Source organism: Dactylosporangium sp. McL0621 (genome assembly GCF_049995355.1).
In the GTDB taxonomy this organism is placed as follows: Bacteria; Actinomycetota; Actinomycetes; order Mycobacteriales; family Micromonosporaceae; genus Dactylosporangium.
In genome coordinates, this window is the sequence record NZ_CP188259.1 from 2,115,049 (window position 1) to 2,140,147 (window position 25,099).

The following is a 25,099-nucleotide window of genomic DNA, read 5'->3' on the forward strand; positions in this document are numbered from 1 at the left end:
CGGCGGACATTAGCAGGATTCGTCAACGATCGCCGTCCGCCGACCGGTCGGACGAATCGGGCAGAGGCGTCTGAAACAGGCGGAACAGCCACCACAGTGACGGGGTCAGGATGGCGACACCGCCGAGGACGGCCCACAGGGTGGCGCGCGTCACGGCGGGCGTCGCGGCGGTGGCGGCGACGGTCGTGGCCGGCGGGAGCAGGTACGGGTGCTGCGCCGCCGCCCAGCCCCACAGCACGGCGGCCACGGCGAGGCCGCCGGTGACCCGCACGGCGACGTAGCGCCCGGCGGCCAGCAGCCCGATCGAGGCCAGCCCGGCCAGGGCCGAGAGCACGACCAGGGCGGCCGGCACCGGGCGCAGCAGCCGGTCGGCGAGCCAGTCCGCGTCGGCCTCCACGGCGAGCAGCCCGGCGACCGCCAGCAGCCCGGTGCCGGCCCCGGCCCACAGCGCCCGCCGGCGCATCGCCGGGACGAGGTCCGGGTCGTGCCGCTGGGCGTCGAGGCAGAGGAAGACTGCGGCCAGGTACGCGCACACCGCCACCGCGAGCGCGCCGGTCGCCACCGAGGTCGGGTTCCACCAGGACGTGAGCAGGTCGCCGCGCCCGGCCGTCCAGGGCGGCACCCGCCCGGAGGCGATGCCCCCGGCCACGGCGCCGAAGAAGAACGGGGTGACGACCGAGGAGAACGCGAACAGCGCGCCGAAGACGCGCTGCCGGCCGACCGTGTCGCTGGTCTTGCGGAACGCGAACCCGGCGCCGCGGCCGATGATCCCCAGCGCGGCGCACGTGAGCGGGATGTACATCGTCGCGGCCACGCCCGCGAAGACGGCCGGGAAGCCGGTCCACAGCAGCACCACGGCGAAGATGAGCCAGACGTGGTTGGCCTCCCACACCGGCCCGATCGCGTGCTCGATGAGCGTGCGCTGGCGGCGGCCGGAGCGGGCGCCGCCGGCGAAGAGGTCCCAGAACCCGGCGCCGAAGTCGGCGCCGCCGAAGAGGGCGTAGGCGGTGACGGCGGCGAAGAGCACGCCGAGGAGCGCGTCGGCGGCCCGCATCACGGCACCGGGAAGGTCTCGACGTCGGACTCCTGCGGCGCGATGGGCGCCGGTCGGTCCCTCGCCAGGCGGCGCAGGACGTACACGGTGGCGACGGTCAGCAGCGCGTACACGATCGTCAGCACGATGAGACCGACGCGCAGCCCGGGCGCGGTGTTCACGGCGTCGTGGGTGCGCAGGATGCCGTAGACCACCCACGGCTGGCGGCCCGTCTCGGTGGTGGTCCAGCCGGCCTCGAGGGCGAGCACGGCGGCCGGGCCGCACAGCGCGGCCGCACGCAGGAACCAGCGGTTGGTCAACCACTCGCGGCGGAAGCGCCAGACGAACGCGAACAGGGCGGCGACGCCGAGCATCGCGAAGCCGGCGCCGACCATGAGCTGGAAGGACCAGTGCACGATGTTGACCGGCGGGCGCTGGTCGGCGGGTACCGCGTCCAGCCCGGTGATCTCCGCGTCCGGGTCCCAGTGGGCCAGCAGCGACAGCGCGTTCGGGATCTCGATGGCGTACCGCAGCTCGCCGTCGATCACGACCCCGCCGACGTGCAGCGGGGCGCCGCGCTCGGTGGGGAACAGCCCCTCCATCGCGGCCAGCTTCGCCGGCTGGTAGTCGGCGACGTAGTGCGCGGCCCAGTCGCCCACGCCGACCTGGACCGGGGCCATGACCGCGGCCACGGTGAACGGCACCAGGAAGCCGAGCCGGTGGTAGCGGTCGGTGCGCCCGCGCAGCATGCCGACCGCGTAGACCGACGCCATGCAGAAGCCGGTGACCATGAACGCGGCGACGAGCATGTGCACCGACTGCGGGCCGGTGGCCCGGTTGAACATCGCGCCGAGCGGGTCGACGCCGGTGATCCGGCCGTCGACGAGGTCGAAGCCCTTGGGCTGGTTCATCCAGGCGTTGGCGCTGACCACGCAGAAGGTGCCCACGATGCCGGCCAGCAGGATCGGCACGGCCGACCACATGTGGACCTTGGCCGGGAGCCGGTCCCAGCCGTACAGGTAGATGCCCAGGAAGATGGCCTCGACGAAGAACGCGAAGCCCTCCAGCGTGAACGGCAGGCCGATCACCTGGCCGTAGGTGCCCATCAGGCCCGGCCAGAGCAGGCCCATCTCGAAGCTCAGGATCGTGCCGGAGACGGCGCCGACGGCGAAGAGGACGCCCATGGCGCGGGCCCAGCGCCGGGCCAGCAGCCGGTACTCGACCAGCCCGGTCCGGTGCCCGCGCCACTCCATGAACAGGGTGATCGCGGGCATGGCGACGCCGAAGCTCGCGATGATGATGTGCCAGCCCAGGCTGAGGGCCATCTGGGTTCGTGCGGCCGCGAAATCCCCGGGTGTCGCGGCCTCGGCGAGAACGGTCAACGGTTCCACCAGCCCGTTCTATCCCCGCGCGGGGTGGCCATGCCCATCGGTCCGTGTGAAAGCGGCGTTGAACACGTTCGGGAACTTTTTACGATTTTTACGAGTAGCATGCCTACATGTTCCGTGCCTACTCCTAGGCCTCGCCGGCGGTCCCGCTGAACTGCGCGAGCGCGAGCAGGAGGGTCAGCACGACGAACCCGGCGTAGACGAGCCGGCGCCGCCGGATGTTCTCGTACGCGTGCCACCAGGCGATCGCCGCCTCCGACACCGGGCCCGCGATGAAGCTGCTGCGCCGCTTGGGCACGACGATCGGGGCGAGGCGGACGGCGGTGCTGACGTACACCCGGCGCGTCTGCGGTTGTTCCGGACGCTCGGGGGTGACCGTGATCTGGTGCTCGTCGTCATGCGCCGGGTCGTGGTCCTCCGCACTGAACCAGCGCTCGGAGCGGCGGTGGAAGGTCCGGTCCAGGAACTGCTCGGCCGCGGCCGCCTGCCCGAGCCGGGTGCGCTGCAGCTCCAGCCACGGCCAGCGGGTCGCCACGTCGGTGAGGACGTCGACGTAGAGGTGGTCGGCGTCCTCGTCGCCGCCGACGACCCGGGAGGAGTCCCGGCGCAGGGGCTCCAGGTGACGGGTGACGAAGGCGACATAGTCGGGCGGCGGCTCCGATGTCATCCGCATCACACCTACGCGCATGGCTTCATCGTGACCCTGTCGCCGGGGTTTGGAAATGGGGTTGCCTTGCTCCCGGATGGCATGATCGGCCCCGTGGGCTCCGCGTTACCCGTTGGCCGGGAGATCCTCATCCCCGGCGAGCTGTCGGTCGCCATCGACGAGGGTGGCATCCGCACGGCTTCCGGCATGCTGCCCGCGTTGCTGTACACGACCGACGGCCTCGCGCGCTACGGCCAGCGCGAGATGGTCTTCGCCGTCACGCGCACCGGCGCGCCCGCGCCCGGGTTCCCGTTCACCATGGCCCGCACCGTGCACCGCTTCGCGGCCGAGGGCCGGCTGGTCGACGCCGGCGACGTGAGCGTCTTCGGCCGCCCCGGCGTCGACGTCGACGAGCGGGTCACCGGCTTCGTCTACGCCGACCCGCCGGCCGCCCTCCCGTCCACTGTGGACCCGGCGCGCCCCCCGCTGGTCGCGCTGCCGCTGCTGGGCGGGGAGACCGCGGTGGTGCAGCGCTTCGGCCACGCGCGGGTGCTCGCGCTGCTCGGCGCGCAGGAGCGGTACTACCCGCACCCGTGGTGGTTCCGGCCCGGGCGCGCGCCGGTGCTGGACGACGCCGAGTTCCGCGCGGCCACGATGCTGTCCCGCGCGCCCGCGTACAACCTGCCGTTCCTGCACGTCGTGCACGACGGCGACCGGCTGGAGCTGTCGGTGGCGGCCGAGGAGCTGCCGGCGCTGCGCGAGGCGATGCGGGAGGCGCCGGAGGTGTGCGCGTACCTGCCGGGGCTGGCCGGCACCCCGAAGACCTACGTGTGGGCGCCCGGGCAGTCCGGCCCGGCCGCGATCGTGGCCCCCGGCGGCGAGCGGGCCACCCGGCTCGCCTGCAACTTCCTGCTGCTCATCCGGGGCGCGGCGGACGGGCCCCGGCCGCCGACCGCGCGTCAGGTCGAGGACGGTTTCGCGGTACTGCTGACCGGCGCCATGCACGCCCGGCTGCTGCAGGCCGTGGAGGCCGGCCGGCCGGTCGAGATCGGCCTGCCCGGCGGGGCCGTGCGCGCGCTCGCGTTCCGGGTCGTCGACGGTGCGGCGGACCCGGAGCCGGCCGCGGGCGGCCCGGACGCGGTGAACGCGATGCCGCCGACGCTGCTCAACGGCGTACCGGCGGCGACCACGATGGACGCGACCGCCGCCGGGCCGGCGGCGCCGCGGCCGCCGGGCCGCATCGTGCTGCTCACCAGCGAGGAGCAGCTGCGGCAGGCGACCACCCCGGCCGAGCTCAGCGACTTCCTCGACCGGGCCCGGCGCGTGGTGGAGGGCCTCTTCGCGGGCGTGCGCCACCACACCGAGGAGCTGATGGTGGAGTTCCGCCTGGCCCCGAACCGCCCGGTGGCGGTGCGCATCATGGCGCGGCCGATCGCGCCCCCGCGCGAGCTGCTGGTGGTGCTGGAGCGGCAGCTGCAGCAGCTGCCGCCCCCGTCGATCCACTACACGGAGGTGGCCTTCCAGCTTCACCTGCCGATCGGGCCCGCGCTCTCCTGAGCGGCCGCGAGCGCCCGCCCCGCCAGGGGAATGCTGCCGCTCTCGTGAGCGGCCTTGAGCGCCCACCACACCAGGGGAATGCTGCCGCTCTCCTGAGCGGCCGCGAGCGCCCGCCCCGCCAGGGGAATGCTGCCGCTCTCCTGAGCGGCCTTGAGCGCCCACCACACCAGGGGAACTTGGAGTGGGACGCGGCCCCAGGCGACGGCCCGCCGGGCCGGGGATGCGTGCCGCCAGTCGATCGCCATCTTCACGTTGGCGGGGAGGACGGCCACGAAGAACCCGGCCGCCGCCAGCCCGGCCGCGCGGCGGGTGCGCGGGTGCAGGAGCCCGGCCGCGAGGGCGAGCTCGGCCGCGCCGCTCACGTAGGTGTACGCCCGCGCCGGCCCGGGCAGCGCGCGCGGGACGATGCGGTCGTACGGCCGGGGCTTCGCGAAATGCGTCACCCCGGCCGCGCCGAGCAGAGCGGCCAGCGACAGCGCGGCGTTACGCGCCATCGTTGAGGCGGACGACCATCTTGCCCAGGTTGTCGCCCTTGAGCATGCCCAGGAACGCGTCCACGGCGTGGTCGATGCCGTCCACGAACGTCTCGGCGACCTTGACCTTGTCCGCGCGCAGCCAGCCGATCATCTCCTGGGTGAAGGCCTCGCGGCGCGACCAGTGGTCGAGCACCAGGAAGCCCTGCAGCGTCAGGCGCTTGCTGATGAGCAGGCTCAGGTTGCGGATGCCCTTGGCGTCGGGGGTGTTGTACTGCGAGATCGCCCCGCACACCGCGACCCGCCCGTGCAGGTTCATCCGGAACAGCGCCTCCTCCAGCTGCTCGCCGCCGACGTTGTCGAAGTACACGTCGATGCCGTCGGGCGCGAGGCGCTTGAGCTGGCCGCGGATGTCGCCGTCGCGGTAGTTGAAGGCGGCGTCGAAGCCGAGCTCCTCGGTGAGGTACCGGACCTTCTCGGCCGACCCCGCCGAGCCGATCACCAGGCGGGCGCCGCGCAGCCGGGCGATCTGCCCGACCAGCGTGCCCACGGCCCCGGCCGCGCCGGAGACGAACACCGTCTCCTCGGGGCGCATCCGGGCCACGTCGAGCAGGCCGGCGTAGGCGGTCAGGCCGGGCATGCCGAGCACGCCGAGGTAGGCCGAGGCCGGGGCGGCCGCGGTGTCGACGGTCCGGACCCGCTCGGCGTCCAGCAGCGCGTACTCCCGCCAGCCGAGCCCGTGCAGGACGCTCTCGCCGACCTTCACGTCCGGGCTCTGCGAGGCGACGACGGTGCCGACCGCGCCGCCGTCGAGGGGCGCGCCGAGCTGGAAGGGCGGCACGTAGGACTTCACGTCGTTCATCCGGCCGCGCATCGCGGGGTCGACCGACATGACGTCGTTGCGGACCACGACCTGGCCGGGGCCGGGCTCCGGCACGGGCTCGGTCCTGAGCTCGAAGTCCGATGTGGACGGAAAGCCGGTCGGGCGCGCCGCGAGGTGCCAGACCCGGTTCGTCGCGCTCATGCCGCAACCTCCGCTTCGCTCCGGCCGCGCCATGAGGAAGGCTGTGCTAGCTGATGAGCGGCCACTCCGCTTCGCTCCGTACCATTCATGCCGCAACCTCCGCTTCGCTCCGGCCGCGCCATGAGGAAGGCTGTGCTAGCTGATGAGCGACCACTCCGCTTCGCTCCGTACCATTCATGCCGCAACCTCCGCTTCGCTCCGGCCGCGCCATGAGGAAGGCTGTGCTAGCTGATGAGCGGCCACTCCGCTTCGCTCCGTACCATTCATGCCGCAACCTCCGCTTCGCTCCGGCCGCGCCATGAGGAAGGCTGTGCTAGCTGATGAGCGGCCACTCCGCTTCGCTCCGTACCGCTCATGCCGCGACCTCGATGTGCACGTCGATGTTGCCGCGCGTCGCGTTGGAGTAGGGGCAGACCTGGTGCGCGGCGTCGGCCAACGCCTGGGCGGTGCCGGCGTCGGCGGCGGGCAGGGTGACCGTGAGCCAGACCTCGAGGCCGAATCCGCCGGCGCCGTTGGAGCCGATGCCGACGCGCGCCTGCACCTGCGAGCCCTCGACCGCCGGGAGCGCGTTCTGGCGGCGCGCCACGCTACGCAGCGCGCTGTGGTAGCAGGCCGCGTAGCCGGCCGCGAACAGCTGCTCCGGGTTTGTCGCCTCGCCCGCGCCGCCCATCTCCTTGGGCGTGCGCACGTCGAAGTCGAGGATCCCGTCGGAGCTGGTCACGTGCCCGTTGCGGCCGTCGCCGGAGGCGGTGACGTCAGCGGTGTACAGCACCTGCATCGATTTCTCCCTGTCGCTGGAGTGCGGCGGTGAGCCGCACGAGGGTGTCGCGGAGCTCCGCGAGCTCGCCCATGTCGAGGCCGCCGTCGCAGACCAGGCGGGCCGGGATGCCGGCCGCCCGGGTCCGCAGCGCCGAGCCCTCGGCGGTCAGGCGCACGGTGACGGAGCGCTCGTCGTCGCGGCGTCGCTCCCGCGCCACGAGGCCGGCCGCCTCGAGGCGCTTCAGCAGCGGCGACAGCGTGCTGGAGTCCAGCCGCAGCGCCGCGCCGAGATCCTTCACGGTCCGCCGGTCCTGCTCCCAGAGGGCGAGTAGGACGAGGTACTGCGGGTAGGTGAGACCGAGCTCGTCGAGCAGCGGCCGGTAGCGCGCCGTGACCGCGTGGCCGGCGGTGTACAGCGCGAAGCAGACCTGTCGGTCGAGCGGAAGGACGTCCACGGGTAGAGCCTAGCGCGCGATTAAGTCGCGCGCGACTTATGTTGCCTCCGTCATACTCGTTCCGTGCCCGTGCCCCGGTACGCCCTGTGGTCCTCCGCCGCCGCGCCCGTGCTCCTCATCGGCGGCTGGACGCTCGCCGCGGCCCTGCAGCGCGGCGGGTTCGACGCGTTGCACGAGACGATCAGCGCCCTCGCCGCCGCGGACGCCGACCACCGCTGGGTGATGACCGTGGCGCTGCTGGGCGTCGGGGTCGGCCACGTCGTCACCGCGCGCGGGCTGGCGCCGCTGGCCCGGCCGGCCCGGGTGATGCTCGGCGCGGGCGGGGTCGCGACCGTGCTCGTCGCCGCCTTCCCGCTGCCGGCCGGTGGGCGGTCGGCCCCGCACCAGGCCGCCGCCACTGTCGCGTTCGCCTGCCTCGCGCTGTGGCCGGCCCTGTGGCGGCCGGCGGGGAGCGGCCCGGTCCGGCCGCCGGTGCGCGTGATGGTCCCGGCCGCCCTGGTCCTGGCCGTGCTCGTGCTGCTGTTCGCCGTGGCGCTGGGCACGGGCGTGCTGGTCGGGCTGGCCGAGCGGCTGGCGGCCGGCGCCCAGGCGGTCTGGCCCCTGGTCACCGTGCTGCTGCTACGGCGCGTCACCCGTCGATGAGGGTCGCGGCCTTCTCCGCGATCATGTAGACGGGCGCCATCGTGTGGCCGCGGTTGATGCGCGGCATGACCGAGGCGTCCACGACCCGCAGCCCGGCCAGCCCGCGCACCTTGAGCTCGGGGTCGACCACCGACCCGGGGTCGTCGCCCATGCGGCAGGTGCCGACCGGGTGGTAGAGCGTCTCGCAGTTGCGCCGGATCGAGGCGGCCGTGCCGTCGTCGTCCAGCACGCCGTCGTACGGCGCCATGGGCTCCCCGACGAAGGGCTTGAGCGCCGCCGTGGCCGCGATCCGCTCGGCCTGGCGCAGGCCCCACAGGAGCGTGTCGAGGTCGCGCGGGTCGTCGAGGTAGCCGGGCTCGATCACCGGCGGCTCGGCCGGGTTGGCGCTCGCCGGCGTGACGGTGCCGCGGCTGGCCGGCTGCAGCAGGACCACGCCGATGGTCAGGCCGTGGCCGGGCGGGGGGACCAGGCCGTGCTCGATGAACGGTACCGGCGCGAAGATCACCTCGATGTCGGGCGCGCCGCCGTCGCGGGCGAGGAAGGCGACGGCCTCGGCCACGTTGGACGAGAGCATGCCGGTGCGCCCGATTAGGTAGCGGGCCAGGCTGCCGAGCGACTCGGCGGAGACCATGGTGATCGGCTGCGGGCAGGTGACGACGACCCCGGCGCTGAGGTGGTCCTGCAGGTCGGCGCCGACGCCGGGCAGCTCGTGCACGGGGGCGATCCCGGCCGCGCGCAGCCGGTCGGGGTCGCCGATGCCGGAGAGCTGCAGGATCTGCGGGGAGCCGACCGCGCCCGCGCACAGCAGCACCTCGCGCTGGGCGGTCACCTCGCGGACGGTGCCGTCGGCGGCGCGGTACGTCACCCCCGTCACCCGCTTGGTGTCGCCCGGCCCGGACAGCCGCAGCCGGTCGACGGTCGCCCCCGTCACCACGGTCAGGTTGGCGCGGCGCACGGCCGGGCGCAGGTAGGCGTCGGCCGCGCTGTGCCGGGCGCCACGGCGCTGGGTGACCGGGGTGGGGGAGAAGCCGCTGTTGTCCGGGCCGTTGAGGTCCGGCCGCTCGGCGATGCCCACCTCGCGGCACGCCTCCAGGAAGGCCGCCGTGATCGGGCTCGGGCTGCGCAGCGCCTCGACGTGCAGCGGCCCCTCGGGGTGCAGGATGCGCTCGAAGTACGGCAGGACGTCGGAGTAGGACCAGCCGGGCACGCCCCAGCCGTCGTAGTCGGCGGCGCAGCCCCGGATCCACATCTGGGCGTTGATCGAGGTCGAGCCGCCCAGGGTCTTCCCGCGCGGCCAGTACAGCTCCCGCCCGGCGAGCCCGGGCTGCGGCGCGGTGCGGAAGTTCCAGTCGTACTCGGTCGTGAACAGCTTGCTGAACGCGGCCGGGATACGGATCTCGCGGGCCTTGTCCGGGCCGCCCGCCTCCAGCAGGACGACCCGGTTGCCGGGCGCGGCCGAGAGCCGGTTGGCCAGCACGCACCCCGCGGGGCCGGCCCCCACGATCACATAGTCTGCGCCGTCCGGCGCAATGTTCGCCGCAGGCATGCCTCACTTGTACTCGTCGATGGCCCTCAGCTTCAAGGGGTTGGCGACCATGTAAACGCCCGCGATGCGCCCGTCGACGACGTTGACGCTGAGGGTGTACCGGCGGCGGCCGTCAATGAGCCGCACCGGGTGCCCGTTGAGCAGCGCGGGCCGGTCGGTGAGGTACCGCCCGGCGATGGCGACGAAGAACCGGATCGCCTTGACCCGCCCCAGGATCGGCTTGCGGGCCGTGCGCGCCCGCCCGCCGCCGTCGCTCCAGATCACCACGTCGTCGTGCAGCAGCCGCTCCAGCCGCGCGACGTCGCCGTCGCGGGCCGCGGCCAGGAACCCCTCGAGCAGGCGGGCGATCTCGGCCGGGTCGGTGCTGAAGCGCGCCTTCTGCCCGAGGGCATCGGTGGCGCGGTGGTGCAGCTGGCGGCAGTCCTCCGGGGAGCGCCGCAGGATCGCGGCGATCTCGGGGTACGGCACGGCGAAGGCGGTGTGCAGGACGTACACCGCGCGCTGGGGCGGCGTCAGGCGCTCCATGAGGTGCAGGACGGCGATCGACAGGTCGGACGTGTCGACGGCGCCGAACGGCGACGGCTCGGTCGACACCGGCTCCGGCAGCCAGGTGCCGATGTACTCCTCGCGCCGCGCCTGCCGGGCCCGCAGCACGTCCACGGCGAGCCGGGCCACCACCCGCGTGAGGTAGCGGCGCGGCTCGGAGACGTCGGACCGGTCGGCGGCGCTCCAGCGCAGGTACGCCTCCTGCAGCACGTCCTCGGCGTCGTGGACGCTGCCGAGCATCCGGTACGCGAGGCCGTAGAGCATCGGCCGGTGCTCGACGAAGTCCATACGTGCCTCTACCACTAGGGTTCCCCCATGAGCAACTGGCGCCATCTCCCGCCGGCCGCCCGCGCGATCGCCGTGGCCTCCGCCGAGGCCGTCGAGGCGGCGCGGGCGCGCGACGAGGCGGCGTACGCGGACGCGGCGGAGCGGCTCGGCGGGCTCGACCCGGAGCAGACCGGGCGGGTGCTCGGCGCCGTGGTGCGGACGCTGCTGGAGGAGCGGCACCCGGACGGGCTCGACGGCGACGACATCCGGGCGGCGCTGGAGCACGCGGTGCGCTCGGCCGCGGCCTGGCGGGAGGTGGACCCGCAGGTCATGGCGGTGCTGCTGGTCGGGGCGCTCGGCATTCACGAGACCGACGAGGACGCCCCGGTGCCCCCGCGCGCCCTCGCCGCGCACGCGCCACTGCTCATCGACGACCTGCTGGGGGAGCGGAGCTTCGCCGCGCTCCTGACCCGGGCCTTCGCCGAGATCGAGCGCGCGGAGATCAACGACTGACGCCGGCCTTGGCCGAGATCGAGCGCGCGGAGATCAACGACTGACGCCGGCCTTGGCCGAGATCGAGCGTGCGGAGCTCTACGGCTGACGCCGGCCTTGGCCGAGATCGAGCGTGCGGAGCCCTACGGCTGACGCCGGCCTTCGCCGAGATCGAGCGCGCGGAGCTCTACGGCTGACGCCCTCTAGCGGAAGCCGCCGCGGAACCGGCGGAAGAAGCCGCCCTCCTGGGGCAGCGACGGTGCGGCCGGGGGCGCGGTCGTGCGCTGCCGGGCGATCGGCCGGTCGTAGTCGGTCCGCGCGATCGCGTCGATGATCTGCTCCTCGGTGAAGTGCTCGGAGCCCTCGATCATCGGTACGAACCCCACGAGGATGCCGTCGCGCATCACCTGCGCCTCCAGGCCCGCGGTGCCGTCGGTGTCCCAGACCGCGAGCCGGCCGTCGAAGAGCTGTACCCGCACGCCGAACTGGCTCAGTCCGGCCTGCGCCATTTCCACATGAGCCGGCACGCCGCGTTGCCGCAGCGCGTCGACGACCCTTCGCGCCTCGAACTCATCCATCCCGGAACGCTAGCTCGTAACGCTGTGAGATGCCTGAACGCGAGGCGCGAGGATCATGTACGACGGCGGGAAACCGTCACTTCGACGGCTGCGGAAGCTCACAGTTGATCTTCGGGTTGACCCCGAGGTAGTTCAGCGGCCCGGCAATGATGGTGACCACGATGGTGCCGGCCTTGGCGCAGTTCGCGTCGTCGCTGTTGAAGTATCCGCGCTGACCGGCCGCAATGATGCCGATGATCAGCCAGATGACGAGGATGACCCCGCCGATCGAGGAACCCCTGCCCACAGCCTGCCTCCTTCTGAAAGAGATCGACGGATAGATACCCCCGGGCCGGGTTGTGGCAAACCCCGCCCGTGACCTGGGTCGCTTTCGCTGTCGGCTTGGCAGCAATGGGGGAGTGAACGCCCCCGGCGGGCGCCTAGCGTGCCTGACGCACCTTCTGATCGAGCGACCTTGGAGTACGACGGATATGAGCGACGACTACACGAACTTCAGCACCGACCTCGACGGCAACGGCACCGACGACCCGGCGGCGATCTACACGCTCGACGACGGCAGCAACGTGCTCGTCGGCGACCTCGACCACGACGGCCAGATGGACATCGCGGCCCTCGACAGCGACGGCGACGGCGTGTACGAGCAGGCCTACGACCCGGCCACGGGCGTCACGACGGACCTGACCGACGACGCCGCGCCGGACTACGACGGCTCGGGCGGCAACCTCGACGGCGACGTCTCCGGCGCCGGGGACGCGTCCTCGGGCGGTGGCTACTGGGACGCCGGTGCGGTCTCCGACATGATGGAGATGCAGCACGAGACCGCGATGACTGTGATCAACAACATCTGACCCGTTCGCCGGCCGGCCGCCCGGAGCGCCTCCCCGCGCACCGGGCGGCCGTTATACATGATCCCTGTGACCTCGCTCAGCCCGCTGCTCGTCGCCGACCTCGTCGGCATCGCCGTCTTCGCGGCCTCCGGCGCCACCGCCGGGGTGGTCAAGCGGCTCGACCTCTTCGGCGTGGTGTTCGTCGGCTTCACCGCGGCGCTGGGCGGCGGGATCATGCGCGACGTCTTCATCAACGTCCAGCCCAACGCGTTCGTGGACTGGCGCTACGCCGTGGTCGCCGCGCTGTGCGCGGGCGCGGCCTTCTGGCTCCACCCGGCCGTGAGCCGGCTGCGCTGGACGGTGCTCGTGCTCGACGCCGCCGGGCTCGGCCTCTTCGTGGTGACGGGCACGCTCAAGGCGCTCGACGCCGGGGTGCCGCCGATCGGGGCCTGCATCATCGGCATGATCACGGGGATCGGCGGGGGGCTGGCCCGCGACCTGCTCACCGGCGAGATCCCGACCGTGCTGCGCCGCGAGATCTACGCGGTGGCCGGGCTGCTCGGGTGCGCCTCCGTGGCCGCGCTGGACGCCACCGGGGTGCAGCGCCCGGCGGCCATCGCGCTGGCCGCCACCCTCACCTTCGTGCTGCGCATGGTGGCGATTCGCCGCAACTGGTCGGCGCCGACGCCGAGCCCGAATCCGCCGGAGCATTCCTGACACAAGGTGGCAGGAATAGCCGCGAGGATCTGAGGCATGACTGGATTCGCGAGCCTCATCATGGTCAACATCGACTGCGCCGAGCCCCCGGCGCTGGCCACCTTCTACGGCGAGGTCCTGGGCTGGGACGTGACGCACAGCCAGGCCGAGTACGCCATGATCAGCGACGGCACGACGTCGGTCGGCTTCGGGCAGCTGCCGGCCTACGAGGCGCCGACGTGGCCCGAGGGGCCGACGCCGAAGCAGTTCCACCTGGACTTCTACGTCGACGACCTCGCCGACGCGGAGCAGCGGGCGATCAAGCTCGGCGCGACGAAGCCGGAGTTCCAGCCGGGCGGCGACCGGTACACGGTGCTGCTCGACCCGGCCGGCCACCCGTTCTGCGCCTGCCTGCGTTCGTAGTTACCGCGTCAGGCTCGAACCGGAGACGGACGGCGGCCGCGCGCCCAGGAAGAAGATGCCGGGGAAGCCGTCCGTCTCGAAGCCGGCGCTGGGGTTCTTGCGCAGCGTCGAGCCGTCGATCGACATGGTGCCGGTGCGGTCGTTGCTGACGAAGAACACCGCGCCGCCGCCCTCGTTGGCCTTGTTCTGCTCGATCAGGGTCCCGGCCAGCTTCAGGGTGAAGTTGTCGCCGTCGAGGTAGATCGCGCCGCCGCTGCCCCCGCCCGGGGTGCCCGAGCGGGCCGGGTTCGCGCCCCGCCCGACCGCCGAGTTGTACGAGAAGACGCTGTTGAGCACCGTCCACGACACCTGGATGCTGCTCAGCGCGCCGCCGTTGGCGCACACCCCGCCCTGGCCCGAGGCGCCGCCGAACGTGCTGCCGACGATGTAGACGGGCTGGTTGTGGTACTGGCTGAGGACCCGCACGGCCGCGCCGCCGAGGTCGGGGCCGGTGTCGTCGCAGCGGTTGCGCACGAACTTGGTGTTGACCGCCTTGAAGCGGCCGCCGCGCACGAAGATCGCGCCTCCGCCCCCGCCCTCGGTCTTGTCGCCGGTCGAGTTGCCGTCGGCGAAGAGGATGTTCTGCACCGTCAGTGCGGGGGTCGCCTGGTCCTGGCAGTGGTCGGTGGTCCACTCCAGGGCCTTGTCGCAGGTGTTCTGGTACAGAATCCGGCGCTTGCCCTCACCGCTGAGGGTCACCTTGCCGCCGCCGTCGATGACGACCTTGGCCGAGCGGTTGCGCACCTTCGCGGTCTGCTTGACCACGATGGTCACCGGGTCGGGCCCGCAGTTGAAGGTGATCACCCCGCCGGTCGACACCGCGGCGACGAACTTCTCGGAGGTGCAGCCGGCCGCGCTGCCGTCGCCGACCACCGTGGTCGGCGCGGACGCGTTCTCGGCCTTGGCCTCGGCGGGCACGGCGGCCTTGCCGTTGGGGTTGCCGAACGCGAAGGGCTGGGAGGCCGCCGCCCCGGTCTTCGACGCGCCGGGCGCGGCCCCGAGGGCGCCGGAGCCGCCCGGGTCGGCCGAGCCGGACGACGGCCCGGCGGAGCTGTCGGACGGCCGGGCGCCGGGGTCGGCCGTCGCCGGCTTGTCGTCGCCGCAGCCCGCCAGCGCGAGCGTGGTCACCAGCAGTAGTGCCCCGAGCCGCTTTCGCATTGGGCGATCCTACTCAGCGGCGACGCTTGAGTTCACGCTCCCAATCGACCGCGGCCGCCTCCAGGGCCTCTGTGGTGAGGTCGAGCGTGACCGGATAGTCGAACGTCATCGCCTGCTCGTCGTCGCCCAGCCACGCGGGCGCGGTCGCGCGGGAGAAGCCGACGACGAGGCGGGGCTCGCCGACCTCGTGCTCGTCGATCGTGAACGACAGGTCGGCGAACGCGAGCCGCTCCGGCAGCTCGATGCGCCCCTTCGCCGCCTTGAGCAGCCAGTCCGCGAGGCGCTTGGCCTCCTCCGCGGTCAGGCACGGCTCCCGGAACCGCCAGGCCCGCCCGTCGAGCGCGTCGACGACCCCCTCCACGAGCAGCTCGCCGACCGCCTTGATCACTCGCAGTTCGACGAAGGCCCCGGTGCGCGTCTGCAGTCTCACCGGCCCAGCATCGCAAACCGCAGGGGCGCTCACTTCAGGCGAAAGGGCGGATACGGTACCCCCATGAGACCGCACTTGGCCGAGCAGCTCGACATGCGGCCGCACCCCGAGGGCGGCTGGTTCCGCGAGACCTGGCGCTCGCCGGTGACCTTCGCCCCGCCCGGCTACGACGGCCCGCGCAGCGCGGCCACCGCGATCTACTTCCTGCTCCACCCCGGCGAGGAGTCGGCCTGGCATGTGGTGCGCTCCGACGAGCTCTGGTTCTGGCACTCGGGCGGCCCGCTGACGCTGCGCCTGGGCGGCTCCGGGGAGCGCCCGGGGGCCGGCCCCGAGGCGCTGCTCGGCGCGGACGTCGCGGCCGGGCAGCGCCCCCAGGTGTTGATCCCGGCCGGCACGTGGCAGGCCGCGGCGCCCGCGGGCGACGAGCCGGTGCTGGTCAGCTGCGTCGTGGCGCCCGGCTTCGACTTCGCCGACTTCCGCCTGGCCGACTGACTTCGGTCCGCCACGCGGCTCGGTCTCGGTCCACCGCCGTGGCCCGGTCTCGCCCGCCTCAGCCCGCCGCACACCCCGGCCTCAGCCGCCAGCGGCGGCGCTGCACGGCCCGGCCTCTGCTCGCTGCCGCACACCCCGGCCTCAGCCGCCAGCGGCGGCGCTGCACGGCCCGGCCTCTGCTCGCTGCTGCACGGCCCGGCCTCTGCTCGCTGCCGCACACCCCGGCCTCAGCCGCCAGCGGCGGCGCTGCACGGCCCGGCCTCTGCTCGCTGCCGCACACCCCGGCCTCAGCCGCCAGCGGCTGTGTCTCGACCCGCTCTGCGGCCCGGCCTCAGCTCGCCACGTGGCCTGATCTCCGCCCGCCGCGCGGCCGGGCCTCAGCCCGTCACTCGCCGCGCGAAGCGCAACGCGTAGATGTTCGAGATCTTCACGCCGCCGCGCTCGGTCGAGGCGTGCACCATGCGGCCTCCGCCGATGTAGATGCCCACGTGGCCCGAGCTCGGGAACACGAGGTCGCCCGGCTGCAGCTCGCCCCGGGACACCGGGCGGCCCACGCCCGCGAGGCCGCCGGTCGAGCGGGGCAGCGCGAGGCCCAGGCCGCGGTAGGCGGCGACGACGAGCCCCGAGCAGTCGAACGCGTCCGGGCCGGTCGAGCCGAACGAGTACCGCTTGCCGACCTGGGCCATCGCGAACCCGACGACCCCGCCCGAGGGCACCGCCACGGCCGGCGGGCGCTTCTGGGTCACGCGGGGCCTGGTCGCGAGCGGCCGGGTCCCGGCGGGCCGGACGGCGCGGGGCTTCGTCGTGCGGGGCTTGCCGCGGGTGGCCCGCGAGGCCCTGGTACCCGGGGCCCGGGCCGACTCGGTGACGGGCGCGGCCGCCGCCGGCGGTGCGGGCGGGGGCGCGGGCGGCTCGGCGCGGTGGATCCCCCGGTAGGCGCCGCGGAGCTCGGCGAGGCGGTCCGGGAACTCGGCGGCGACGGCCGCCGTGTGGATCCCCCGGTAGGCGCCGCGGAGCTCGGCGAGGCGGTCCGGGAACTCGGCGGCGACGGCCGCCGTGCGGACCTCGGGGGCCGCCGCGGCCGGGGCCGCATGGGTGGTGTTCGCGCTGATCACGGCCCAGCCGAGGACGATGCAGACGATGGTGCAGGCGGTCGTGGCCGCCGCCAGGTGGCGGCGTACGTCATGACTGGACAGGTGTGGCTCCCCGTTCGGCCCGGGGCACGCATGCGCTCCCCGAGGCGCACCGCGCGCCGCTGGTGTGGCGGCGCGGGTGCGCCGGCGCGACGGCGGAATGGGCCCGCCGCGCCGGATCGGAGACCCGGGCAGTGATCACTGCCGAGAGCCAAACTAGAACCGACAGAACAGATATGTCCGTCATTTGCCGAAAAATCCCCGCATCGGCGGTGGTTCATTCCGGGTGTACCGCGGAAGAAATGTCCCGTCGATCAACCATTCGACGCCGGTGGCTCCGGATCGGAGATGTCGGCCACCGTGGCGCCCAGCGCCCCGATTGCGGCGTCCGCGGCCAGGGCCACGCCGTGCCGGCCGCCGCCCAGGCTGATCTCGCGGCCCCGGATGCGCTCGTCGGCGATGACCGGCCACGCCGTCGTGGCGCCGAACGGGGTGATCGTGCCGCGCTCGAACCCGGTCGCGGCCTTGGCCGTGGCGGCGTCCGGCATCGACATGCGCGCCACGCCGAGCAGGCCGCGCAGCTTCGGCCAGGAGATGACACGGCCGCCGGGGACGAGCACGAAGCGGAAGTCGTCGTCGGCGAGGCGTACGACGATGGTCTTCACGACGTCGGCGACCTCGACCCCGCGGACCGCCGCCGCCTCGGCCAGGCTGCGGACCGGCCCGTGCTCGACGACCCGGTAGGCGATCCCGCTCGCCGCGACCCCCGCGATCGCCGGGTTGTCGCTCACGCCGTCACCTCCGCGGGCTCCGGTGCCGGCGCGCCAGAACTGCGCTCATGATGAGCGGCCCCTCCGCTCCGCTCCGGACCGCTCATGGGACCAGCGGGCGGACGCGTTCCGCCACGAACCGTACGAAGCCCTCGGGGTCCGGGTCGTCCGGCGTGGGCTGCAGGATCACCCGGTCGACGCCGGCCTCGGCCCAGCGCCGCACGCTGTCCGCGACCGCGTGCTCGTCCCCGGCGACCAGCACGTCGGCGTCCGCGGCGTACTTCCACCGGACCCGCTCGGCCGCGAGCCGGGCCTCGGCGTCGGGGCCGGTCGCGCAGTGCAGGTACATCACGATCTCGTGGGTGTCGGTGCGTCCCGCGGCCGTGCGGCCCTCGTCGATCAGGGCGCGCGCCCGGCGTACCGTCGCGACGTCATTGCCCGCCGTGAGCACTGTGCCGTCGGAGACCTCGCCGGAGAGCCGCAGCGTCTTCGGCCCCGTGGCGCCCACCAGGATCGGCGCGGGCCCGGGCGGCGGCCAGTCCAGCGCGACGTCGTCGAGGCGGACGTAGCGGCCCTGGGTCGACAGCCGCTCGCCGGCCAGCAGGGCGCGCAGCGCGAGCGTGTACTCCCGCAGCAGCGTCAGCGGCGACTCCGCCCGCACCCCGACCTGCCCCATCCAGTCCTGCACCCCGTGCCCGGCGGCGATCGTCGCGCGGCCCGGGAACATCCGGAACAGCGTCGCGGTCTCCATCGCGGCGATCGCCACGTTGCGCAGCGGTACCGGCAGCAGCCCGACCCCGACCCGCAGCCGGCTCGACCAGGCGAGCGCGGCCGCGGCCGTGGTCAGCCCGCCCTCCAGGAAGCAGTCCTCCCACAGCCACAGCTCCTCGAGCCCGGCCTCGTCGGCGGCGGTCACGATGGACCGCAGCCGCTCAGGCGGCAGCTGCGGCAGAAACACGGCACCCAACGTCGTCATCCGGTAAGTGTTTCGCGCTCCCTTCGGTCGCTCCCCATCGGGGGAGCTCCGCTCCACCCGAACCCCCTCCCGCACGTGGGTCGCCGTCCGGGGGCGAAGGGGCCGGGAGCGTGCGCTCGAGGCCCTCGCGGACCGCACCGCATTCGACCCGGGGGAAGTGTCGGGAACCCGGCCGTTCCGCGCCCTGGCCCGGGATGGAACGCCGGGGGAAGCATGACGCACAGACACGCCGTCGTACTCGGCGGCAGCATGGCCGGCCTGCTCACCGCGCGGGTCCTGACCGAGCACTTCGAGCGCGTGACGATCGTCGAGCGCGACGAGGTGGAGGGGGACTGGAGCGCGGAGTCCGTGGAGCACGCGGTGCGCCGGGGGGTGCCTCAGGGGCGGCACGCGCACGGGCTGCTCGCGGCCGGGCTGAACGTCGTCGAGGGGCTGTTCCCGGGGGCCGCGCGGGAACTGGCGGCGGCCGGGGTGCCGGTCGGCGACGTGCTGGGCAACGTGCGCTTCTGTGCCAACGGGTACCGGCTCAAGCAGGCGCCGATCGGCATGGAGGCGCTGTCGTTCAGCCGGCCGTACCTGGAGGCGTACGTGCGGGCCAAGGTGTTCGCCCGGCCCGGGGTCACCGTGCGCGGCGGGACCGACGTCGTCGGCGTCGAGGCGGACGCCGCGCGGACGCGGGTGACCGGTGCGCGGATCCAGGCCCGGGGCGGGGATCCGGAGGTGCTGGGGGCCGATCTGGTCGTCGACGCGACCGGGCGCGGCTCGCGGGCCCCACGCTGGCTGGCCGAGCTCGGCTACGAGCAGCCGCGGGAGGAGCGGCTGCACGTCGATCTCGCGTACGTCTCCCGGCGGTACCGGGTCGATCCCGCGCTGCTCGACGGCGACATCGCGATCATCATCGGGCCGTCGGCCGCGGCGCCGCGCGGGGGCGCGGTCATGCTGCAGGAGGGCGGGCGCGCGGTCATCACGCTGTTCGGCATCCTCGGCGACCACGCGCCGCTGGACGACGCCGGCTACCGCGCGTACGCCAAGCGGCTGCCGCTGCCGTACGTCTCCGACATCATCGAGGCGTCCGAGCCGCTCGAGGACGAGGCGGTCAAGTTCCGCTACCCGGGCAGCACGCGGTACCGCTACGACCGCCTGCGCCGCTTCCCGCTGGGCTTCGTGGTCCTGGGCGACGCGATGTGCTCGTTCAACCCGATGTACGGCCAGGGCATGTCGGTCGCGGGCGTCGAGGCGCTCAAGCTCGGCGAGTCGCTGGCCCGGGGCGGCGAGCTCGACGCGCTGCGGTTCTTCCGCGCCGTCCGGCCGGTCGTCGACATCCCGTGGCAGATCGCCACCGGCGGCGACGCGGCCCTGCCGGGCGTGGACGGGCCCCGGGACGCGCGGACGCGGATGGTGAACCGGTACACAAACCGATATATGGACCGCCTGTACGCCACCGCGGCGCACGACGAGGTCGTCTCGCTCGCGTTCAGCCGCGTCACGAACCTCCTGGACCCGCCGACCGCGCTGCTGCGGCCGGGGATCGCCCGCCGGGTGTTGGGCAGGCGACGGCCGGCGACGGTCTGAGTACGGCTCGTGGCACCATCGGGGGGTGCCGTACCGCCGGATCGCCGACATCGACTTCGCCGAGCTCACCCGGGGGCCGTTCCACCCGTCCCCGGACGACTGGGCCGACGAGGTCCTGTACTTCCTGCTGGTCGACCGCTTCTCCGACGGCGGCGAGCGTGGCTACCGGGGCAACGACGGGGAGCTCGTCGCCACCGGGAGCACGCCGCCGCTGACGGAGGCCGACCACGGCAACGCGGTCGCCACGCCGCAGGACGCGGAGCGGTGGCGGGCGGCCGGCGTCGACTGGGCCGGCGGCACCCTGGCCGGGCTGCGGGGCAAGCTCGGCTACCTGCGCCGGCTCGGGGTCAGCGCGATCTGGGTGAGCCCCGTGCTCAAGCAGGTCGCGGGGCAGGCGTCCTACCACGGGTACGGTATCCAGGATTTTCTCGACGTCGACCCGCACTTCGGGCGGCCGGAGGATCTGCGGGCGCTGGTCGCCGAGGCGCACGCGCAGGGGCTGCGGGTCATCCTCGACGTGGTGCTCAACCACGCCGGGGACGTCTTCGGCTACGAGGGCGACCGCCAGCCGGTGTGGACCGGGCAGCGCTACCCGGTCAAGGGCTTCCGCGACGCGGACGGCGCCGCGGTGCTCCCGGTCGGCCCGGTCCCGCAGGCGTACCCCGACGGCGGCGTCTGGCCCGCGGAGCTGCAGAGCACCGCGACGTTCACCGGCAAGGGGCGCATCGTCGACTGGGACCGGTTCCCGGAGTACCTGGAGGGCGACTTCGAGGGCCTGAAGGACATCGCGCTCGGGGAGGGCCCGGCCGACGACTACCGGCCCTCGGCGGCGCTGGTGGCCCTTGCGCGCGCGTACCAGTACTGGATCGCCTACGCCGACCTCGACGGCTTCCGCGTGGACACGGTCAAGCACATGGACCCGGGCGCGGCGCGCTGGTTCGCCTCCGCCGTCCACGAGTTCGCCCAGTCGATCGGCAAGGAGCGCTTCTACCTCGTCGCGGAGATCACCGGCGACCGGGCGTTCGCGTACCAGACCCTGGACGCGGTCGGCATGGACGCCGCGCTCGGCCTCGCCGACGTGCAGGACCGCCTCGAGCGCGTGGTGAAGGGCACGTCCGACCCGGCCGAGTACTTCGCGCTGTTCCGCAACTCGCTGCAGGTCGGCCGCGAGTCGCACGCCTGGTTCCGGGACAAGGTCGTGACCAGCTACGACGACCACGACCAGGTGCGCAAGGGCCCGTGGAAGGCGCGGTTCGCGGCCGGCGAGCCGGGCCGGCGCCTGGCCCTGGTCGCGCTCGCCTTCAACGCCGTCACGCTGGGCATCCCGTGCATCTACTACGGCTCCGAGCAGGAGTTCGACGGCGAGGGCGGGCACGACCGGTACATCCGCGAGGCCATGTTCGGCGGCGCCTTCGGCCCGTTCCGCAGCCGCGGCGGCCATGCGTTCGACGAGGAGCGCGAGACGTATCGCCAGCTCAAGCAGGTCCTGGCCGTGCGCCGGCGGCTACCGGCGCTGCGGCGCGGGCGGCAGTACCTGCGCCCGGTCTCGGCCGACGGCGTGGTCTTCGGCCCGCCGGGCCCGCGGGGCCTGCTGCCCTGGTCGCGGATCTTCGCCGACCAGGAGGTGCTCGTCGCGGTCAACACCGACCCGGACCGCGTGCGCACGGCCTGGGTGACCGTCGACAACGACCTGCACGCCGAGGGCGACCGGCTGACCTGCCGGTACTCCAGCGAGCCGGCCTTCGCCGGCGGCCAGGTCTCGGTCTCGGCCCGCAACGGCAAGGCGGTCCAGCTGACTCTGCCCCCGGCCGGGGTCGTCATCTATTCCCGTTAACCCTTCGAAGCGGTAGGATCACCGGTCGTTACATCGATCGGTGGGAGTGCGATGGTGCGAACGCGCGAGGTGCCTGACCACATCTTCGAAAAGCTCATCGGCGCGCTGGTCTGCGAGTCCGCGACCGCGCTGCTGGCCCAGCGGGCCCGCGGCGCGAGCCTGCACGCGGGCGAGGCGTTCGGGTCGGTGCTGGCGTGGCTCTGGGAGACCTCGAGCGACGACGTGGTGCCCTACGTGGCCGACCTGATCGCCCAGGCGCGCTACCACGCGCCGGGCGCGGACGCGACCGTGTCACTGGAGGAGGTGCTGGCCGCGATCGGGCGCGCCGCGGCGACCCTGTCCCCGGCGGAGAGCGCGGCGATGCTGGCGTGCCTGCGGGCGGGGCTGCCGGCCTACCTCTGACGCCACTCGCGGAGCAGTTCGGCCTCGCGCTCCCGGCCGAGGCGGCCGGGCTGCGGAGGTTCGTTGCGAAGGTCTTCGATCGTCTCCCGCAGCGGCCGCAGGGTGAGGCCGGCATTGATGGCCTTCGCCGGGTCGGCCTGGTTGACGGCGGCCTCTTCGTCGAGGGCCGGCCAGAGCGGCAGGTCCTCGTGGCCGACACCGCGCGCGATCAGGAACTCGGGATCGACCCAGGTGAGGGTGGCGTCCGTACCCTGCTGCATCGCGGTCAGCAGCTCGCCGAACGAGAGCCGCTCCGCCGGTCCGGAGGGGTGGAAGATGCCCGGGTTGGGCATTTCGGTCATCGTGAGCGTCCACTTGGCAAGATCGCGGGCGTCGATGAGCTGGATGGGCTCGTCCGGGTGGCCGGGTGCCAGGATCTCCCCACCCGCCGCGATCCGCTTGACCCACCAGGTGAACCGCACGAGGTGGTCGTAGGGTCCGACGACGTACGGCAGGCGCAGGATCAGGGGATCCTTGAAGCGGGTCTGGGTGACCCGCTCGCACGCCACCTTGCGGCCGCCGTAGGAGTCGTCCTCCCGGAGGCGGGCGTCCTCGGTGTAACCGGGCGGCGGGTCGGCGTACACCGACACTGTGGAGATGAACGTGTAGTGCCCGGTGCTGAGCACGTCGGCGAGGCGCCCGACCTGCTCCGGCTGATAGGCGCTCACGTCGATGGTGGCGTCCCAGCGCTCGTGCTCCAACGCGCTCAGGTCACCGTTGCGGTCGGCGATGATGTGCCGCGCCTCCGGGTAGAGATCTCCGCCGGTCTTCCCCCGGTGCAGCAGCGTGACGTCGTGCCCGTTCGCCAGGGCCGCCTCGACGATGTGCCGCCCGACGAACTGCGTCCCGCCGACGATGAGCATCCGCATGCCCTGCATCTTCGCAGAGCCGGTCACCCGGAATGCCTCGCCCGTTGCGCCGTTCGCTGCGTCTGGTCAACGGAGTGCTTCCGGATGGGAACCGACAGTACGGTGCCTGCATGTCCCCTGCGGCAACGTTGGCGCACTGGTGGGACGGGCCGCCGCGCCGCCAGGTGAGCCATCTCGACGGGGCGGCGCCGGAGTTGCTCAGCGTGGCGCTCGACCCGCTGCCGTCCGCCGCGCCGGCCGTCGTGTCGTTCCGCCCCGCCCCGCCCGGGACACCCGGCGATCAGGTGCACGTCATCCTCCGGGAGCTCGACCGGGCGGCGATCGCCCTGTACCCGCTGTGGCTGCCGGGCGCCGACGCCCTCGACGGCCCGAGCGCGCTCGGGGTCGCCGCGGTCCGGGCCCTGGCCGAGCGCGCGGCCGCCGGCTCGCACAACTTCGGCCCGTTCCTCGCCGACCTCGCCACCCGCGCACTGCGCGGCGCCGCGGAGCGCGCCCCCGCCCTGCCGGCCGAGGTCCGGGCGGCCGGCCTGGCCCGGGTCATCGCCGCGGCGTACGGCCGCGACCACCTCGTCGTCATCATCGAGCTGCCGGCCGGTGAGCACCCGGCCGCGGAGCGGGCGCTCGTGCACGCCGCCGAATGGCTGGTCCGCCACGCCGGCGTGACCGTCTGGCTGGCGGGGTCGGCACTGCGCAGCGTCGACCGGGTCCGCTCGGTCCGGATCGCCCTGCCGCCCCCGATCGCCACCCTGGGCCCCCCGGCGGCCGGCCCGGCTCCGGGCCCGCGGGTGACGTACCCGCCGCGCTCGGGCTACCCGCGGGCCGACAGCCGGGCCGAGCAGGCCCTGGAGCGTGCCCTGGCGGCCTGCGAATGGGCCCGCGGCCGCCACTGGAACCACGACTACGACCCCGACATCCTGGGCCGCCGCTACCGGCTGGACCTGTTCTGGCCGGCCGAGCGCCTGGTGGTCGAGGTCGACGGCGAGGAGCACCGCGGCGCGATCAAGTTCGCCGACGACCACCGCCGCGACGTGCACCTCCACCTCCACGGCCACGTTGTCCTGCGCTTCACCAACGAGGACGTCCTGACCGACGTCCGGCTCGTCGTTCACAACATCGGACAGCTGCTCGAGCAGCGGCGGAGAGGCTCCTCGCAATGAAGCAGTCCCTGATCAAAGTCCTGACCGCCCTGCGCGCGCACGGCCCCCTGACCAACAGACAGCTCAACGAGCTCGGTGTCAGCAGCCTCACCGGCAGGGACAACGCCGAGCTCGTGGACCAGGGGCTGATCACCACGACGAAGATCGGGCGAGTACTGGTCCACACGCTGACGCAGCCGGGACGGGACTACCTGGACGCGCCGGTCAAGAAGCCTCAGCCGGTGAAGAAGCCGGTGCCGGCGCGGCCACCGGCCGGCCTGTCGCCGAACCAGATCCTCGCCGTCGTCGTGCTCATGGCCGAGGCCCGGGAGCTGACCAACACGGAGTTCGCCGCGATCGCCGGCTTCCCGCTCAACGGCCGGGACAACGCCGTGCTGGTGCAGCGCGGACTGGTCGAGACCGACAAGAGCGCCCGACCGTTCTCGCATCAGCTCACCGATGCGGGCTGGAGCCTCGTCCGCACGCTGCATGAGACCGAGCCGCCGAAGGAGGGCCGCTCGGCGATCCAGACCCTCTTCAGCCTGATGGCGAACGTCGGCCGGGCGCTGGACCGGCTGCAGATGAGCCACGGGGAGTTCTTCAAGCAGACGCAGGCGGTCACCGTGATGCCGCAGGACGTCGAGGGCGCGATCCGGGCTGCCTATGTCGCGCTGGCCAACCCGCCCGGTGGCTGGGTCGGGCTCGCCGATGTGCGGGACCGGTTGCCGGGGGTCGACCGGGCCGCCGTCGACGCGGCCCTGCGGGTCATGCTGTCCCAGCCCGGCGTCCGGGTCATTCCGGTGGCCAACCTGAAGGCGCTGCAGCCCCGGGACCGGGAGGCCGCGGTCCGGATCGGTGGCGAGGACAGCCACATGATGGCGATCGAGTCGTCATGAT

The 25,099-nt window shown here is 73.5% G+C and carries 29 protein-coding genes; 12 read left to right on the top strand and 17 right to left on the bottom strand.

The annotated features are described in order from the left end of the window. Nucleotides 1–22: 22 nt before the first annotated feature. The 3 genes from ACPPVO_RS09745 to ACPPVO_RS09755 form a co-directional block, all read right to left on the bottom strand. The gene (locus ACPPVO_RS09745; RefSeq protein WP_426510892.1) at nucleotides 23–1,054 is read right to left on the bottom strand and encodes a cytochrome d ubiquinol oxidase subunit II; all 1,032 of its coding nucleotides are present in this window, start codon (nucleotides 1,052–1,054) and stop codon (nucleotides 23–25) included. After that, nucleotides 1,054–2,424, bottom strand: coding sequence for a cytochrome ubiquinol oxidase subunit I (locus tag ACPPVO_RS09750; protein WP_426510893.1), 1,371 nt, complete (start codon nucleotides 2,422–2,424; stop codon nucleotides 1,054–1,056). Before ACPPVO_RS09750 ends, ACPPVO_RS09745 begins: the two co-directional genes overlap by 1 nt. A 124-nt stretch (nucleotides 2,425–2,548) precedes the next feature. Next, on the bottom strand, nucleotides 2,549–3,109 hold the full coding sequence (locus tag ACPPVO_RS09755; RefSeq protein WP_426510894.1) for a hypothetical protein: 561 nt from the start codon (nucleotides 3,107–3,109) through the stop codon (nucleotides 2,549–2,551). A gap of 72 nt (nucleotides 3,110–3,181) precedes the next feature. Here ACPPVO_RS09755 and ACPPVO_RS09760 point away from each other — a divergent pair, with 72 nt between their 5' ends. Continuing rightward, nucleotides 3,182–4,624 carry a hypothetical protein gene (locus ACPPVO_RS09760; protein WP_426510895.1) on the top strand — a complete coding sequence of 481 codons (1,443 nt, stop codon included), beginning with the start codon at nucleotides 3,182–3,184 and terminating at the stop codon, nucleotides 4,622–4,624. Here ACPPVO_RS09760 and ACPPVO_RS09765 read toward each other — a convergent pair. The 4 genes from ACPPVO_RS09765 to ACPPVO_RS09780 all read right to left on the bottom strand — a co-directional run bounded on the left by ACPPVO_RS09765 (nucleotide 4,594) and on the right by ACPPVO_RS09780 (nucleotide 7,335). After that, nucleotides 4,594–5,118: a DoxX family protein gene (locus tag ACPPVO_RS09765; RefSeq protein WP_426510896.1), complete on the bottom strand. Its 525-nt coding sequence runs from the start codon at nucleotides 5,116–5,118 to the stop codon at nucleotides 4,594–4,596. The two genes, ACPPVO_RS09760 and ACPPVO_RS09765, sit on opposite strands and share 31 nt — an antisense overlap. After that, nucleotides 5,108–6,121, bottom strand: coding sequence for an NADP-dependent oxidoreductase (locus tag ACPPVO_RS09770; protein ID WP_426510897.1), 1,014 nt, complete (start codon nucleotides 6,119–6,121; stop codon nucleotides 5,108–5,110). Before ACPPVO_RS09770 ends, ACPPVO_RS09765 begins: the two co-directional genes overlap by 11 nt. Before the next feature lie 352 nt (nucleotides 6,122–6,473). After that, entirely contained in the window at nucleotides 6,474–6,899 is a 426-nt protein-coding gene (locus tag ACPPVO_RS09775) for an organic hydroperoxide resistance protein (protein WP_426510898.1), read from the bottom strand. Continuing rightward, on the bottom strand, nucleotides 6,877–7,335 hold the full coding sequence (locus ACPPVO_RS09780) for a MarR family winged helix-turn-helix transcriptional regulator (protein WP_426510899.1): 459 nt from the start codon (nucleotides 7,333–7,335) through the stop codon (nucleotides 6,877–6,879). The genes ACPPVO_RS09775 and ACPPVO_RS09780 overlap by 23 nt, the downstream gene beginning before the upstream one ends. A 63-nt stretch (nucleotides 7,336–7,398) precedes the next feature. On the opposite strand from ACPPVO_RS09780, the gene ACPPVO_RS09785 reads away from it, so the two are divergent. Beyond that, nucleotides 7,399–7,977, top strand: coding sequence for a DUF998 domain-containing protein (locus tag ACPPVO_RS09785; RefSeq protein ID WP_426510900.1), 579 nt, complete (start codon nucleotides 7,399–7,401; stop codon nucleotides 7,975–7,977). On the opposite strand, the gene ACPPVO_RS09790 is transcribed toward ACPPVO_RS09785, so the two are convergent. After that, entirely contained in the window at nucleotides 7,964–9,523 is a 1,560-nt protein-coding gene (locus tag ACPPVO_RS09790) for a GMC family oxidoreductase (RefSeq protein WP_426510901.1), read from the bottom strand. The two genes, ACPPVO_RS09785 and ACPPVO_RS09790, sit on opposite strands and share 14 nt — an antisense overlap. 3 nt (nucleotides 9,524–9,526) lie before the next feature. Continuing rightward, the gene (gene sigJ, locus ACPPVO_RS09795) at nucleotides 9,527–10,357 is read right to left on the bottom strand and encodes an RNA polymerase sigma factor SigJ (protein ID WP_426510902.1); all 831 of its coding nucleotides are present in this window, start codon (nucleotides 10,355–10,357) and stop codon (nucleotides 9,527–9,529) included. A gap of 27 nt (nucleotides 10,358–10,384) precedes the next feature. Here sigJ and ACPPVO_RS09800 point away from each other — a divergent pair, with 27 nt between their 5' ends. Beyond that, a complete protein-coding gene (locus ACPPVO_RS09800) occupies nucleotides 10,385–10,849 on the top strand; it encodes a hypothetical protein (protein WP_426510903.1) in 465 nt (154 codons plus the stop codon). A gap of 182 nt (nucleotides 10,850–11,031) precedes the next feature. On the opposite strand, the gene ACPPVO_RS09805 is transcribed toward ACPPVO_RS09800, so the two are convergent. Together ACPPVO_RS09805 and ACPPVO_RS09810 are read right to left on the bottom strand one after the other, a co-directional pair. Beyond that, entirely contained in the window at nucleotides 11,032–11,406 is a 375-nt protein-coding gene (locus tag ACPPVO_RS09805) for a hypothetical protein (RefSeq protein ID WP_426510904.1), read from the bottom strand. Between the two features lie 76 nt (nucleotides 11,407–11,482). Then, nucleotides 11,483–11,692 carry a hypothetical protein gene (locus tag ACPPVO_RS09810; protein WP_426510905.1) on the bottom strand — a complete coding sequence of 70 codons (210 nt, stop codon included), beginning with the start codon at nucleotides 11,690–11,692 and terminating at the stop codon, nucleotides 11,483–11,485. Nucleotides 11,693–11,876: 184 nt separating this feature from the next. Here ACPPVO_RS09810 and ACPPVO_RS09815 point away from each other — a divergent pair, with 184 nt between their 5' ends. The 3 genes from ACPPVO_RS09815 (at nucleotide 11,877) to ACPPVO_RS09825 (ending at nucleotide 13,352) form a co-directional block, all read left to right on the top strand. Further along, complete coding sequence (locus ACPPVO_RS09815; protein WP_360391768.1) at nucleotides 11,877–12,254, top strand: hypothetical protein; 378 nt, start codon at nucleotides 11,877–11,879, stop codon at nucleotides 12,252–12,254. Between the two features lie 66 nt (nucleotides 12,255–12,320). Further along, nucleotides 12,321–12,950, top strand: a complete 630-nt coding sequence (locus ACPPVO_RS09820) for a trimeric intracellular cation channel family protein (RefSeq protein ID WP_426510906.1) — start codon at nucleotides 12,321–12,323, stop codon at nucleotides 12,948–12,950. Nucleotides 12,951–12,986: 36 nt separating this feature from the next. Beyond that, nucleotides 12,987–13,352 (top strand): VOC family protein, encoded by a 366-nt coding sequence (locus ACPPVO_RS09825; protein ID WP_426510907.1) that lies wholly within the window; start codon nucleotides 12,987–12,989, stop codon nucleotides 13,350–13,352. Here the strand turns inward: ACPPVO_RS09825 and ACPPVO_RS09830 are convergent, their stop codons facing one another. Both ACPPVO_RS09830 and ACPPVO_RS09835 read right to left on the bottom strand, forming a co-directional pair. Next, nucleotides 13,353–14,549: a hypothetical protein gene (locus ACPPVO_RS09830; protein WP_426510908.1), complete on the bottom strand. Its 1,197-nt coding sequence runs from the start codon at nucleotides 14,547–14,549 to the stop codon at nucleotides 13,353–13,355. It lies immediately after the preceding gene. Between the two features lie 13 nt (nucleotides 14,550–14,562). Beyond that, nucleotides 14,563–14,979, bottom strand: coding sequence for a WapI family immunity protein (locus ACPPVO_RS09835; RefSeq protein WP_426510909.1), 417 nt, complete (start codon nucleotides 14,977–14,979; stop codon nucleotides 14,563–14,565). Nucleotides 14,980–15,042: 63 nt separating this feature from the next. On the opposite strand from ACPPVO_RS09835, the gene ACPPVO_RS09840 reads away from it, so the two are divergent. Beyond that, nucleotides 15,043–15,471 (top strand): cupin domain-containing protein, encoded by a 429-nt coding sequence (locus ACPPVO_RS09840; protein WP_426510910.1) that lies wholly within the window; start codon nucleotides 15,043–15,045, stop codon nucleotides 15,469–15,471. Nucleotides 15,472–15,848: 377 nt separating this feature from the next. Here the strand turns inward: ACPPVO_RS09840 and ACPPVO_RS09845 are convergent, their stop codons facing one another. The 3 genes from ACPPVO_RS09845 to ACPPVO_RS09855 form a co-directional block, all read right to left on the bottom strand. After that, on the bottom strand, nucleotides 15,849–16,586 hold the full coding sequence (locus ACPPVO_RS09845; RefSeq protein ID WP_426510911.1) for a C40 family peptidase: 738 nt from the start codon (nucleotides 16,584–16,586) through the stop codon (nucleotides 15,849–15,851). A gap of 332 nt (nucleotides 16,587–16,918) precedes the next feature. Next, the gene (locus ACPPVO_RS09850; protein WP_426510912.1) at nucleotides 16,919–17,395 is read right to left on the bottom strand and encodes an aminoacyl-tRNA deacylase; all 477 of its coding nucleotides are present in this window, start codon (nucleotides 17,393–17,395) and stop codon (nucleotides 16,919–16,921) included. A gap of 82 nt (nucleotides 17,396–17,477) precedes the next feature. Beyond that, the gene (locus ACPPVO_RS09855) at nucleotides 17,478–18,350 is read right to left on the bottom strand and encodes an LLM class flavin-dependent oxidoreductase (protein WP_426510913.1); all 873 of its coding nucleotides are present in this window, start codon (nucleotides 18,348–18,350) and stop codon (nucleotides 17,478–17,480) included. A 213-nt stretch (nucleotides 18,351–18,563) separates the two neighbouring features. Here ACPPVO_RS09855 and ACPPVO_RS09860 point away from each other — a divergent pair, with 213 nt between their 5' ends. The 3 genes from ACPPVO_RS09860 to ACPPVO_RS09870 are packed head-to-tail and all read left to right on the top strand — an operon-like array spanning nucleotide 18,564 to nucleotide 22,158. Next, nucleotides 18,564–19,922, top strand: coding sequence for an FAD-dependent oxidoreductase (locus ACPPVO_RS09860; protein WP_426510914.1), 1,359 nt, complete (start codon nucleotides 18,564–18,566; stop codon nucleotides 19,920–19,922). A 25-nt stretch (nucleotides 19,923–19,947) separates the two neighbouring features. Next, entirely contained in the window at nucleotides 19,948–21,756 is a 1,809-nt protein-coding gene (locus ACPPVO_RS09865) for an alpha-amylase family glycosyl hydrolase (protein WP_426510915.1), read from the top strand. A gap of 51 nt (nucleotides 21,757–21,807) precedes the next feature. Then, nucleotides 21,808–22,158 (top strand): hypothetical protein, encoded by a 351-nt coding sequence (locus tag ACPPVO_RS09870; protein ID WP_426510916.1) that lies wholly within the window; start codon nucleotides 21,808–21,810, stop codon nucleotides 22,156–22,158. Here the strand turns inward: ACPPVO_RS09870 and ACPPVO_RS09875 are convergent. Continuing rightward, nucleotides 22,149–23,066, bottom strand: a complete 918-nt coding sequence (locus ACPPVO_RS09875) for an NAD-dependent epimerase/dehydratase family protein (RefSeq protein WP_426510917.1) — start codon at nucleotides 23,064–23,066, stop codon at nucleotides 22,149–22,151. The genes ACPPVO_RS09870 and ACPPVO_RS09875 overlap by 10 nt on opposite strands. A 110-nt stretch (nucleotides 23,067–23,176) precedes the next feature. Here ACPPVO_RS09875 and ACPPVO_RS09880 point away from each other — a divergent pair, with 110 nt between their 5' ends. Both ACPPVO_RS09880 and ACPPVO_RS09885 read left to right on the top strand, forming a co-directional pair. Then, nucleotides 23,177–24,223 carry an endonuclease domain-containing protein gene (locus tag ACPPVO_RS09880; protein ID WP_426510918.1) on the top strand — a complete coding sequence of 349 codons (1,047 nt, stop codon included), beginning with the start codon at nucleotides 23,177–23,179 and terminating at the stop codon, nucleotides 24,221–24,223. Beyond that, nucleotides 24,220–25,098 (top strand): hypothetical protein, encoded by an 879-nt coding sequence (locus ACPPVO_RS09885; protein WP_426510919.1) that lies wholly within the window; start codon nucleotides 24,220–24,222, stop codon nucleotides 25,096–25,098. The genes ACPPVO_RS09880 and ACPPVO_RS09885 overlap by 4 nt, the downstream gene beginning before the upstream one ends. The last annotated feature ends 1 nt before the right edge of the window (nucleotide 25,099 follow it).